Origin of the sequence: Protofrankia sp. CiT1, assembly GCF_917627335.1 — a bacterium.
GTDB lineage: Bacteria > Actinomycetota > Actinomycetes > Frankiales > Frankiaceae > Protofrankia.
The window spans coordinates 6,883-19,556 of the sequence record NZ_CAKJTP010000080.1; the positions used below are offsets into that span (position 1 = coordinate 6,883).

Sequence of the window (12,674 nt, forward strand, 5' to 3'; positions counted from 1 at the left end):
GTCCCCTATTGCCGGTCGCTCTAAATAAAATCCGATCTGTCTGTTCTCTACGGAACGCGATCTCGATGCCGGGATGGGCCCGGAGGCCACGCCATCGCCAGCGGATTTCGTCAGGCGAGGGCTGCGACGGTGGCTTCGGTCAGCGCGTGTTCCTACAGCGTGTTTCGGAAGTCGTTGTTCGATCAGGGAACCGACCTGCCGCACGAGCCGCCTGGCCGGGATCGTGGTGATGCTGTCACAGCTGACCGCGCTGTCGTGGTCAGGGCCGTTCCGCGCCCCCACGGGTACTTCGATGGACAGGCCTCGAGCCGTCGAGGTGATCGTACAAGATCGTCTATTGTCGGCATAAATTTACCCAGCAATATGTATGTACTTGTCCAGAATCATGGTGATTCGATGCGGCGACCAAACGAAGTACTACTGGGATGGTTGCCGGGTCGGGATCCGATGGCTGAAGAACAGCGCGATCAATGCGATGGCGGCCAGTAGAGACAATGACGTGCGCAGTCCGTCAATGCGGGCGGTCGCGTTCTGCTCGACGATCGCTCCGGCCGTGTGTGGAGGCACCCCAGCCCTGTTGAGCGCGGTCTTCAGGTCCTCGTCGGAAATAAACGGGATGCCGCCAGCCAGCTCCACCTGCGCCTTCGAAGAAAGATCCGCGGGGACGGCGGGGTTGTGCTGGACACCACTGAGGAACGACGCGGTCAGCGAAGAGATGAGCACCGCGCCGCTCAGTGCGGTTCCGATCGAGGCACCAAGGTTCGTGACAGTATTCTGTACCCCACCGACTTCACCGCTGTGTTCGTCGGGCACCGACGACACGGTAACGCTCCCGAGCTGTGACGCCAGGGCGCCAATACCGAGGCCCGCGAGCAACATCGGCCAGGTCACGATTTCGGCTCCGGCACCCGCGTCGAGCGCGGCCACCATGATTACGATACCGGCAAACAGCGCGAGAAAGCCGGTCTGGACAACGCGGCGTGGCGACGCGTCCGGGAAAATCTTGGGAATGCCCACGGCGGCCAGCAACAGGGTGCTGGACAGGGGCAGCAACCGGATACCGGTCGCGACCGCTGAAAGCCCGAGCACCACTGACAGGAACAACGGCACGGCGAAGAAGAGGCCAGCTTGCAGAAAGTACTGGAAAAAGAACGAGATGAGCCCGCCCCGCAGGATCCGATTCCGCAACATCGCCGGATCAATGAGCACGGCGTCGCCGCGGGCGAGACGGTGGGTCTGCCACCATAGGAAGAGCCGCAGCACAATCCCGCCCGCGAGTATCAGCCAGCTGACCGGCGACAGTCCAAGCCAGCTGGGAGCACCCGTCTTGGGCTGGACAAAGCCCCAGCTCCCCGAACGGAGAATGCCGTACACGACGAGCCCGAGCCCGAGTGCCGACAACACGGTGCCCACCAGGTCGAGCCGCGTGCCCACCGTGGGCGGGGTGTCGGCCATCTGACGGGTGAGGATCAGGATGACGAACACGACGAGAACCTCACCGGCGAACACCCATCGCCAGGACAGATAGGTAGTGAGCAGCCCGCCGATGAGGGGGCCCGCCGCCACCGCGATCGCGCCGGCCGAGGCGACGAGCCCATACGCGCGCGGGCGTTGGTCGCGGGTGAAGTTCGACGCGATCAGGGCTACGATCGCCGGCATGATCAACGCTGCCCCGACACCTTCGAGAAAGGACCACCCGAACATCAGCGTGGCAAGGTTCCCGGCAAGCGCGGTAATGAATGATCCACATCCATAAATGACGCACCCGATGACAAAAGCGCGTTTTCGGCCGAGAATCTGGCCGAGCCTACCTCCTGTGATCATAAATGCGGCCATCACCAGCGTGTAAAAGGTGACGGCTGTCTGGATGCCGGTAACGGTCGTGCCGACATCCTTGGCGACGGTCGCGATCGACACATTCATGACCGAGCTGTCGAGCGTCATGAGAAACTGCCCTGACGCAAGCGTCAGCAGGACGATTCCGGCTCCGCTGATTTCCTTGCCAGCGCGCCGGCCCGCTTCCTTTTTTTGATCTTGGCCCATGTGTCGACCCATCCCAGGAGGGAAACCTGGTATGCACCATCGCGGCCGGCCAGACCGCCGCGCTTCCCCCCTCCCGGGGGATTTTTTGCGGACCGAAGACGGCCGACAGATGACAATGATCACATCGACACCGCGCGCCAACGACGCAGCCCCACTCAAGGCTCGATGAGAGGATCCCGATCCTTTTATCATAAAAATATAATTTATCTAAAAATGAAAAATAATTATGCAAAATTCCTTTAGTAATTACTCTCTGTAACAAAAATCCTCCGATAGGCATACACCCATCCGCGGTACCACGAGTGCCCGGCAACTGGGGAATGATCAATGGGTGGGGGTGGGTACATCGCGCGCCCACTCCCCGTTCCAGTCAGCCAACCAGCGCATTTACGGATGATCAAACCATATACTTCCGTGGCTGCGGACAGCGTGCTACTCTTCCCCCTGCGCGCTTCTTCCGATCAGCAAGAGCGGTCGGCTCCGGCCGGCCGCACTGACGCGGTTCCACGGGGGATCTAGCACGGTCAGCTCCGCTGACTCTCGCCGGCCGGATTGTTTGCTGTTCATCAGGTTTTGTGCTGCTCACCCAATGTGGAGAGGTACGATCGCGCACTCTCTTCCCCAGGCCAGCCGGACCCGTGGTACCGGATTCCCGACAGCACCCGCCAACGTCGGTCCTTCCAGTACTCCGGCTCCGCTGACGTTCTCACCGGAAAACCTTCGACCACGCTTTCCGACCATCCCCATGATTCCAAAAACGCTTCTTTCCCGGCGCCTGATTGCCGCTTTCCTCACGCAGTCATTTCACTGACCAGCTGATATCAGGACCGCCGACCGCGACAACACGGGGCAGCTTACTTATTCGTAGCATCAAACCACGCCCCAGATTCCACCCGAGGAATGATTATGGAAGCAGAGCCGACGCTCACCAGGTTGGATGCGTTCACTCCGCCGGCGCGGGAATTCTTTCTCCCTGAGCTGCCGCGTTCCCTCCCGTTCGCCTACCACCCGAAAGCCGCCCAGATCGAATTTGCCTCGAACGGCTGGGTACGGACGCAGCTCGGCGCGTGCTTCGCGACCGAGGAGGACCTGCTGGCCTTCCTGCGCCAGCGAAACGGGATCTATGGTCCTCTCACTGTTCCGAACGCTGACGAGCAACGAGCTCGCGACATCGCGGACTGGTACCAATACGTGACGGTGATTGACAGCTTCGTCTCGGACCGATCAGCCCTCGGCGCCAGTGACGGCAAGGCCCGGGATGTCTTCGCCACCATCATCGCGGACTTCCGCGGCGACGGCGATCCGGCCAACGACCTCCCCTACAGCCGCGCGGCCAAAGACCTCTGGAAACGGATCAGCCCCAACCTCAGCCCGGCCCAGGTGTCCAGGTTCGCCGCGAGCCTGGAGGCCTTCCTACGCGGATGCGCCACCGAGATCCACTCTAAGATCACAAAAAACGTACCGGACTACGAAGCCTGCCTGGCAGTCCGGATGGACAGCTTCGGCTGCGACTTCATCGAACTGCTGACCGAGTACGGCGCGGCCGTGGACATGAGCGACGTTCTCCCGCAGCTCACCGAAGTCCACCAGCACTGCCGACGACAAATGATCATAATAAACGATCTGCTGTCATGGCGTAAGGAACGCGCCCAGGACGACACGATGACCGTCGTACGGGTCCTGACCGAACGAGACGGGCTCAGCCTGCAAGACGCTGTCAACCGGCTCTGCGCACTCGTCGAGCACCATGAGAAGGCCTACATCGAGGCTCGCGACGATCTGCTGTCCGGCCCGCTCGGTACACGCGGTGACGTACGCACCTACCTCACCGCGGTAGACCACCTGATGGGCGGCAGCCAGGAGTTCGAGTACCTGACCCCGCGCTACTTCGGTGACGGCTCGGCATGGGACGGCTCGACCTCAGGATGGGTAGACCTCCACGCCTCCGTGACACGCTTCCGATCACAGCCCTGGCCGGTCGGGACGGTCGAGACGCCAGCCACCGCGATCACCGCCGCCACCGGGACCAGCACCGCGCCCGGATGCCCGGTCCCGCACAGAACGGTGACCGCAGCCTCGGAGGCCGCAGCCTCAGAGGCCGACACATCCGGCGGCGCTCCCGACCGGGTGGCCACGCCGTCCCCCCGCAAAGACGGGACCGACCGTGCCTATTCCGTCGCGGCCGCCCCGGGCGGCATCCCGGTGATCGGCCACGCCCTCCAGCTGTGGCGGTCGCCGTTGCGGTTCCTGTCCTCGCTACCCGCCCAAGGAGACCTCGTCCGGATCAAAATCGGGCCGCGCGAGGCCTATCTGGCCTGCCACCCCGAGCTGGTCACGCAGGTCCTGATGGACACACGCACCTTCGACAAGGGCGGGCCACTGTTCGACAAGGTGCGGCTGCTCGTGGGCAACGGGCTCGTCAGCTCGATGTGGGAAGACCACCGCCAGCAGCGGCGGATGCTCCAGCCGGCGTTCCACCCGTCCCGGCTGCCCGGCTACACCAGGCTGATGCGGGAAGAGATCGACGATCTCCTGAGCTCCTGGACGGACAACCAGCTGTTTGACATCAACGACGCGATGCACGCCCTGACCCTACGGATCACCGCCCGTACCATGTTCGCGACGACGGTGAGTGACCGTCCCATCATTCCCGAGATCGCCCACTGCATGCCGATCATCATGCGGGGCGTCTACAAGCGGACGGTCGCACCGATCGGCTGGCAAGAGAAGATCCCCACCCCGGATAACCGCCGGTTCAACCAGGCACGGGCCCGGATGCACACGATTATCGAAGAGACGATCGAGATTCAGCGCCGCACCAGCACCGACCGCGGCGACCTGCTGTCGATCCTCGTAGCCGCCCGCGACGAGGAGAGCCAGCACCGGCTGACCGACGAGGAGATCTACGACCAGATCATGACCCTGCTCATCGGCGGGACGGAGACCACCGGCAACACCATGGTCTGGGCCTTCCACGTCCTTGCCGAGCACCCGCGGGTCGAAGCCCGGCTGCACGCCGAACTCGACGAAGTACTCGGTGGCCGGCCACCGACGTTCGACGACCTGCCACGGCTGGACTACACCTGGCGGGTTCTGTGCGAGACCCTGCGGATGTATCCACCAGCCTGGTTACTCACCCGCACGACCACCCGGGAGACCGAGCTGGCTGGACAGCGGCTGGCCGCGGGCACCATCGTGATGTACAGCCCGTACGTGATGGGGCACAACCCCTCCTTGTTCACCGACCCGGAACGCTTCGACCCGGACCGCTGGCTGCCCGAACACGCCAAGAACTTCCCGCGCGGCGCGATGGTGCCCTTCAGCGCGGGAAGTCGCAAGTGCATCGGTGACACCTTCAGCCGTGCCGAGACGACGCTCGCGATCGCCACGATCGCCGCCCGCTGGCGGTTATGCCCCGCGCCCGGCGCCAAGCCGCACACCGCCGTCCCGAAAGCGTCACTGGGCACCGGACCGTACCTGATGATCCTGAAACCCCGTCCGGCCACGACCACCGGCACAGGCCCCGTGCCAAGCGACGCCAGCTGATCCGCCAGCCCGGCAGCCGGCCTGCCGGGCGGACCGTTCCGTGCCCTGCGGAAAAGAGAGCCCATGCCATGGGTGGCTCCCCGTGCCACCGCGCGATGCACGCACTCCAGCCCCGCTCCTTCCGCTGTAGTGACAGCATGACGGAAAGATGACAAGAAGGCATGGCACTGTCGCGGCTGCTATGCGCAGACGGCTCCATCAATAACTCACCGTCGCAGAAAATGACTCACCGCGAATTCGGTCAGCCTTCCGGAAGACAGACGTGGATGCGCTGGCTATCGTGCGTCTGTGACGACTTTGCGGATATCGGATGTGGCCGGCCTGTTGGGCGTCAGCGATGACACAGTGCGTCGCTGGGCGGACGCGGGCAGATTGCCAGTAATCCGTGACGACAGCGGTCGGCAGGCTGTCGAGGGCGCGGCGCTGGCGCAGTTCAGCAAGGAGCTCGCGGCCTCAGCTGACCGGCCGCTGGCGGGAGACGCCGCAGTGGTCGGTGAGTCAGCCCGCAACCGCTTCCCCGGCATCGTTACCCGGGTCGTCCGTGACGGGGTGATGGCGCAGGTCGAGATCCAGGCCGGTCCACACCGGATCGTGTCGTTGATGAGCCGGGAGTCCGCCGACGATCTCGGCCTGGAGCCAGGCGTGATCGCGGTGGCCTCGGTGAAGTCGACCAACGTGGTGATGGAACTTCCTCAGCAGCGCCGTTGAGCCATTCCACGCCGGGGCCGTCGGCACCGGCGGACGTTTTCGTGTTGAGGGGGACGCGTGAGAACGCGATCGAAATTCTGGGCGCTGTGCGCCCTGGCGACTGCTGTCCTGGTCGGATGCGGATCGAACACGACCGGATCCAGTGCCGCGTCGACGGTGCCATCGGCGCCGCCAGCCACGACAGCGCCGGTGACCGGGACGGTGACGGTGTTCGCGGCCGCGTCGTTGACGGAGTCGTTCACCGAGATCGGGAAGCAGTTCGAGGCGGCGCATCCCGGGACGACCGTGAAGTTCAACTTCGGGGCGAGCTCGACGCTGGCGACCCAGCTCACCCAGGCCGCGCCCGCGGACGTGTTCGCCTCGGCGAGTCCAACAAACATGGCCACCGTCGTCGACGCCGGGTCGGCAACCAAGCCGACGACGTTCGCGAAGAACACGATGGAGATCGTCACCCCGCCGAACAACCCAGCGAACATCGCTTCAGTCGCGGACCTGGCAAAGCCGGGAGTGAAGGTGGCACTGTGCCAGGCCCAGGTCCCCTGCGGGGCGGTCGCGGCCAAGGTCCTGTCCAACGCGGGCGTCAGCGTGACGCCAAAGACCTATGGCCCGGACGTGAAGGCGGTGCTGACCACCGTTGAACTCGGCGAGGTCGACGCCGGCATGGTGTATGTCACCGACGCGCAGGCCGCCGCGGCGAAGATCAAGGGGATCCCGATCCCCGCGAATCAGAACGCCTCCACGGCCTATCCGATCGCGGCTTTGACGAAGGCGCCGAACCCCACCGCCGCGGCGGCGTTCGTCGCGTTCGTCCTGTCGAGCAGCGGGCAGGCGGTGCTGGCCAAGGCCGGGTTCTCGCCCGGTTCGTGAGTCAGTTCCCGGTTGTGGGCCGCGGAAGAGCCGGCCGGAGCAGGGACGGACGGGTGCCGGTTCCGCTGGCGGTCGCGGGCGGGGCCGCGACCGGGTTTCTCCTGCTCCCGCTGGCCGCTCTGCTGGTGCGGGCACCGTGGCGCAACCTGCCCGCGCTGCTGGCCACACCGGCGGTGGGAGAGGCGCTGCGGCTGTCGCTGCTGACCACGACCATCGCGACCGCGTTGTCGCTGCTGGCCGGGGTACCGCTGGCCTGGCTGCTGGCCCGGTCCAGCTTTCCCGGCCGGAGGTTGTTGCGGGCGGTCATCACGGTTCCGCTGGTGCTGCCGCCGGTGGTCGGCGGGGTCGCGTTGCTGCTCGCGTTCGGCCGGCGGGGGGTCCTAGGCCAGTACCTGGACGCCTGGTTCGGCATCACGCTGCCGTTCACCACCGCCGGCGTTGTCCTGGCGGAGGCGTTCGTGGCGATGCCGTTCCTGATCGTGACGGTGGAGGGGGCGCTGCGGTCGACCGATCGGCGCTTCGAGGAGGCCGCCGCCACCCTTGGCGCGAGCCGGTTGGTCACCTTCCGCCGGGTCACCCTCCCGATGATCGCGCCGTCACTCGCGGCGGGTGGGGTGTTGTGCTGGGCACGTGCACTCGGCGAGTTCGGCGCGACGATCACGTTCGCGGGGAACTACCCGGGGACAACCCAGACAATGCCGCTGGCGGTCTACCTTGCGCTGGAGACCGATCCGGACGCGGCGATCGCGCTGTCTGTCGTGCTGCTCGCTGTCGCGGTGGGTGTCCTGCTGCTGCTGCGGGAACGCTGGTTGCGGCCGGGTACCACACTGTGAGCGAGACAGGAGGGCGCAGCGCGGTGACGCGGCTGTCGGCGGTGCCCGCCGCGGCGGGTGGCGGCGACCTGCATGCCCGGGTCCGGGTGGCGCGCGCGAACGGTTTCGTGCTGGATGTGACAGTACGTGTCGCGGGCGGGACGACGATGGCTGTCCTCGGCCCGAACGGGTCGGGCAAGACGACGCTGTTGCGGGCGCTCGCCGGCCTCCAGCCCATCGGCACCGGCCGTATCAGCGTCGGCGGCGTTACGCTGGATGATTCAGCGGAGGGCATCTTCGTCCCGGTGCAACGCCGCGGGGTCGGCATGGTCTTCCAGGACTATCTGCTGTTCGGCCACCTGTCCGCTCGGGACAACATCGCGTTCGCCCTGCGCTGCCGGGGAGTTCCCCGCGCCGAGGCCCGCGCCGCCGCCGGGGTGTGGCTGGCAAGGTTCGGCCTGGCTGAGTTCGCGGGCCGCCGTCCCGGGGCGCTGTCGGGTGGGCAGGCCCAGCGGGTCGCGCTCGCCCGGGCCCTGGCCGCGGAACCCCGCCTGCTGCTGCTCGACGAGCCTCTCGCGGCGCTGGACGCATCCACCCGATTGGCGGTCCGGGCGGATCTACGCCGGCACCTCACCGGGTTCGCCGGCCCCTCGGTGCTCGTGACCCATGATCCGATCGAGGCGATGGTGCTCGCCGACGACATCGTCATCGTGGAGGCGGGGCGGGTGGTACAGCAGGGCCCGCCGGCCGAGGTGGCACGCCGGCCCCGCACCGACTATGTGGCCCGGCTCGTCGGGCTGAACCTCTACCGGGGCGAGGCCGACGCGGGCCGGGTGCGGTTGGCCGGTGGCGGCCTCCTCACGATCGCGGACACCGCGATCAGCGGACGGGTGCTGGCCGCGCTGCGGCCGTCCGCCGTCGTCCTCGGGGTGGACGAGCCGCACGGCAGCGCTCGTAACACGCTGATGGGCCGGGTTACCGGCTTGGAGCTGCTGGGTGACCGGGCTCGGGCCGCGGTGGACGCGGCCCCGCCGGTGCTCGCGGATGTCACCCCGGCCGCGCTCGCCGACCTGCGGCTGGAACCAGGGATGATCGTTTGGGCATCCTTCAAAGCGACCGACATCGAGACCTATCCCGATTCGGTGGACGACGCCCTGGCTGGGGACGACGCCCTGGCTGGCGAAGCCGCGGCTGGCAGGTGTATGAACATCCGCAGTCGCGGCTGATTTTCGATATATGATCATTATATGCGGAACAATAAAATTGTTGCACTGTCTTCCATCATTACCTATAGCAACCAGCGGCTCGGCGGCGATGCGCCCATCCCATCGACGCCCGCCGCCTCGTCGTTCACCAGCGTCCGACGCGCCGCATGGACGTTCACAGGCCCACGTCATGGGCGACGGCCTGCCCGCGACCGCCGGCACGACCAGCCACCCGCTTGCGGGTGCGGCGCGAAGCCGTTCGTGGGTTACCGGTACCGCGCGAGTACGGCCCCCAATCCAGCACGGCTGGGGCGCGGACCGGCCCGGCCGGCCGTACGAACCCATGCGCGGCAGCGAGGCCGCCGGCGGCGTAGGGCGTGTCGCGAAAGCCAGCTGTTCGGCTCGCCACGCTCAGGCGGCCCCTGGCCGCGTTCTCGGCCACACCGACACAACTCATCCGGTATCGGTCCGGTCCGCGGCCTTACCAGGAACCACCTGGACGCGGCTCCCTGATCGAACGACGGCTTCCGAAACACGCGTAGCGCGACCGGCAACAGGGGAGGCGGCATCGCGGGGCTGGGGCACGCGCCTCAGCCCCGCTCCTTGATCCACGCCTCTGTCGCCAGGCGCCCTTATCGGGCATTACGGGTAACAAGGTTGATGACGTACGTGGCCGTTGTACGTAGGCTGGGAGCGGTTCTCCCCTGAGCAACATCCTGACGTGATGAGGTAGATCAATGAGCTTGAGCATTCGCAACCGGCTCGCGGGAACCGTTACCGAGATCACCACTGGGGCAGCGATGGGCACAGTATCGATCGACGTCACCGGTGGACAACGTGTCACCGCCGCGGTGACCATGGACGCGGTCAAGGATCTCGGCATCTCGGTGGGGTCCGCTGTCGACGTTCTGATCAAATCGACCGAAGTGTCGCTGACCACCGGGACCGTCGCTGGTCTCAGTATCCGCAATCAGCTGCCTGGCACGGTTTCCAGGCTCGAGACCGGTGATGCCATGACCGTGGCACACATCGCCCTCGATGGCGGTGGCGAGATCACAGCGGCGATCACCCGGGCAGCCGCGACGGATCTCGGTCTCGCGTCGGGTTCCACCGTGACCGCTCTGATCAAGTCGACGGAGGTCGCGCTCTCCGCCGCCTGACGTCGTGGGTGTCCGGCACGGCGGTCGCCGCTGGAAAAGCACCGCCACCCTTCATGATCAACTAAGAGCGCCCGAGGATAGGGCGTTCGATCAGCGAGCGGCTCATCCGCGCCCGATCCGGCAAGGCGGCGGAGGAAGGCGCCCTGGTGGTGGGCGCCGACTGAGGACAACGCGGCCGGGCGGGATGCGGGGAGCCGCGAGCCGGACAGTCCTGTCCTCGGGCGCTCTAAAGGTTCGCAGTCACCGCCGCGTCAGGAGCGCCCCGCCCAGAAAGTACTGGCCGACCATCTCGAAGTTCGTCCACGAGAGGGTGATGTGCTTGACCGCCGCATGGATGTCACGGAAACAGCGGTCCAGCCGGCTGGCGCTGTAGAGGGCGCTCGTCCCGGCCAGGTCGTAGAGCGTGTCCACGGCCGTCGCGGTGTTCTCGCCGACGGCCGCGGCCGCCAGCCGGATCAGCGCGCTGAGCTCTTCCCCGCCATGTTCGCCGTATGCCGTCGCCTGGTCGGCGGCATCGGTGAGCAGCAGGGCGCTGGCCCGCGCCAGGACCTCCGCGCGGGCCAGCCCCGCCTGCACGGTGTGACTGGCCGCCAGCGGACTCGTCGCCCTGGCGGGAATCTTCTCCTGGGCCAGGGAACGGAAGGTCTCGAGGGCGTCCTGGACGATTCCCAGTGCTGTCGACGCGGTCGTGAACGGAGCGAAGTCGTAGTAGGCGATGTCGTAGGCCCGGGACGGGCGGCGAGCCGGGGGGCGCCGCAGGAGGGAACCGTCAACCGTGTGATCGTCAGGGACGACAAGGCCGTCGATGCGGTAGGTCGTGCTCCCGGTGCCGCGTAGTCCCATGGTGAACCAGTCGTCCACGAACACGGCGGCGCTCTTGGGCACGAAGGCCATGCATGTCCGCGGCCCGGCGGGGGACGGACACGCCATGTCGTCCTCCGCGAGCATGGCGGCGCAGACCAGCCAGGTGGCGTGCGCCGAGCCGCTGGCGAACGACCAGGTGCCGTGCAGCCGGTATCCGCCGGGCACGCGTTCGGCCCGGCCGGTCGGATTGATACCGCCGACCACCAGCCCCGGGCTCTCGCGGAAAAGGCGCTGCGCCACCGGCTCCGGCAGATAGTCCGACAGCCGGCCGATAGCGCCCTGGACGCCCATCTGCCAGGCAACGGATGCATCGATGCGGGCCAGCGTCCGCAGGACGGCTGAGCCGGTCCGCACACTGACCTGCCCGCCACCAAAGGCGTCGGCGACCCACATCCGGTGGATGTTCTGTCCGCGCAACGCGTCGATGACCGCGGCTGGAGTTGTCCGTTCATGTTCGGCCTGGTCCCGGTAGCGGACGAGCACCGGGGCAATCTTCTCGACGCGCCCGACCCACTCTGCGGTTTCGTCGGAAAAACAGTCATTGCCCGAAAAGATGGAGCATGTACGCCCCTCGCTCATCCCGGCTCCTGTGAGAATGGCTGCGCTGTGCTTCCCCGTGCTCCCCAGACAGGCGAGGAGATACCCATAGAACCGCGTACCGGGAATACTGCTGGCGGCTGTCTTCCATCCTCGGCGAGGATACGGTACCCAGCGTCGAACAATCAAGAGCGCCCGGCATGAGAACATCGCCGAGTAGGGCGAAGGTCTCCCGTCTCGTGGGGCCATCACCGATGGGCAGCAGGACAGCCGCCGCCAGACGCAGCCACTTCTGGCCCTACCGGTGAATCCGGCCGGTCACGCCGACGGCCGCCTGCGGTACGGATGATTCCGCCGCGCGCCCATGCCTCCTTTCTCCTCCTGCCGGGAAGCGACAGCCAGGTCACCGTCACCCGCATCTATCCGCCACCACGACCGACCGAATCCGCCCATGGCCGATACAAACCAATCATGTTGAGAGACGAAGGCGACCGTCTCGCGGCTGCCGCGCGCGATAATCAGCGACGGTATCCCATCGTGGGGATAAAGAATCGGGCTGTTGCGCATGGCCTCGGCTGTGGTGCGCTGGATTGCCTCTCCTACATAAGTGGGCCGCAGCTATTCCAGCTCGTAGCTGCCGTTCAGCAAAATTGCTCCTCGTATGACATCCAGCGGGTGTAACGGGGTGGACAGCCATCCTTCCAAGGCATGCCGGAACAGCCATTCGATCAGTGAGCGGCTCATCCGCGCCCGCTCCGGCAAGGCGGCGGAGGGAGCCACCCTGGTGTTGGGTGGCGACTGACGACAACACGGCGAGGTGCGTGCCCCAGCCCCGCGACGCCGCGTCCCCTATTGCCGGGCGCTCTAAGAGAGCATCTCGTTCATTTTGCGATGGTTCAGTCGGATTTCTGGCGGTGGCAAGGCGAGGCAGG

General features: G+C 66.3%; 9 protein-coding genes. 6 read left to right on the plus strand and 3 right to left on the minus strand.

Annotated features, from left to right (window positions below; all coding sequences use genetic code 11):
* Positions 1 to 417: 417 nt before the first annotated feature.
* Positions 418 to 2,043 carry an MFS transporter gene (locus MJ785_RS13865; protein ID WP_239308185.1) on the minus strand — a complete coding sequence of 542 codons (1,626 nt, stop codon included), beginning with the start codon at positions 2,041 to 2,043 and terminating at the stop codon, positions 418 to 420.
* Positions 2,044 to 2,949: 906 nt separating this feature from the next.
* Between MJ785_RS13865 and MJ785_RS13870 the strand changes: the two genes are divergently transcribed.
* From MJ785_RS13870 to MJ785_RS13895, 6 genes are all read left to right on the plus strand, one after another.
* Positions 2,950 to 5,589: a cytochrome P450 gene (locus MJ785_RS13870; protein WP_239381241.1), complete on the plus strand. Its 2,640-nt coding sequence runs from the start codon at positions 2,950 to 2,952 to the stop codon at positions 5,587 to 5,589.
* Between the two features lie 288 nt (positions 5,590 to 5,877).
* Positions 5,878 to 6,297, plus strand: a complete 420-nt coding sequence (locus MJ785_RS13875; RefSeq protein ID WP_239308183.1) for a molybdopterin-binding protein — start codon at positions 5,878 to 5,880, stop codon at positions 6,295 to 6,297.
* 57 nt (positions 6,298 to 6,354) lie between these two features.
* Positions 6,355 to 7,164 carry a molybdate ABC transporter substrate-binding protein gene (modA, locus tag MJ785_RS13880; protein WP_239308182.1) on the plus strand — a complete coding sequence of 270 codons (810 nt, stop codon included), beginning with the start codon at positions 6,355 to 6,357 and terminating at the stop codon, positions 7,162 to 7,164.
* Positions 7,161 to 7,997, plus strand: coding sequence for an ABC transporter permease (locus tag MJ785_RS13885; protein ID WP_370651407.1), 837 nt, complete (start codon positions 7,161 to 7,163; stop codon positions 7,995 to 7,997). The genes modA and MJ785_RS13885 overlap by 4 nt, the downstream gene beginning before the upstream one ends.
* 23 nt (positions 7,998 to 8,020) lie before the next feature.
* Entirely contained in the window at positions 8,021 to 9,202 is a 1,182-nt protein-coding gene (locus tag MJ785_RS13890; RefSeq protein ID WP_239308180.1) for an ABC transporter ATP-binding protein, read from the plus strand.
* Positions 9,203 to 9,918: 716 nt separating this feature from the next.
* Complete coding sequence (locus MJ785_RS13895; protein WP_239308179.1) at positions 9,919 to 10,341, plus strand: molybdopterin-binding protein; 423 nt, start codon at positions 9,919 to 9,921, stop codon at positions 10,339 to 10,341.
* Between the two features lie 240 nt (positions 10,342 to 10,581).
* On the opposite strand, the gene MJ785_RS13900 is transcribed toward MJ785_RS13895, so the two are convergent.
* Both MJ785_RS13900 and MJ785_RS21955 read right to left on the minus strand, forming a co-directional pair.
* Positions 10,582 to 11,784 carry an acyl-CoA dehydrogenase family protein gene (locus MJ785_RS13900; protein ID WP_239308178.1) on the minus strand — a complete coding sequence of 401 codons (1,203 nt, stop codon included), beginning with the start codon at positions 11,782 to 11,784 and terminating at the stop codon, positions 10,582 to 10,584.
* A 576-nt stretch (positions 11,785 to 12,360) separates the two neighbouring features.
* Positions 12,361 to 12,486: a hypothetical protein gene (locus MJ785_RS21955; RefSeq protein ID WP_255727654.1), complete on the minus strand. Its 126-nt coding sequence runs from the start codon at positions 12,484 to 12,486 to the stop codon at positions 12,361 to 12,363.
* Positions 12,487 to 12,674 lie beyond the last annotated feature (188 nt).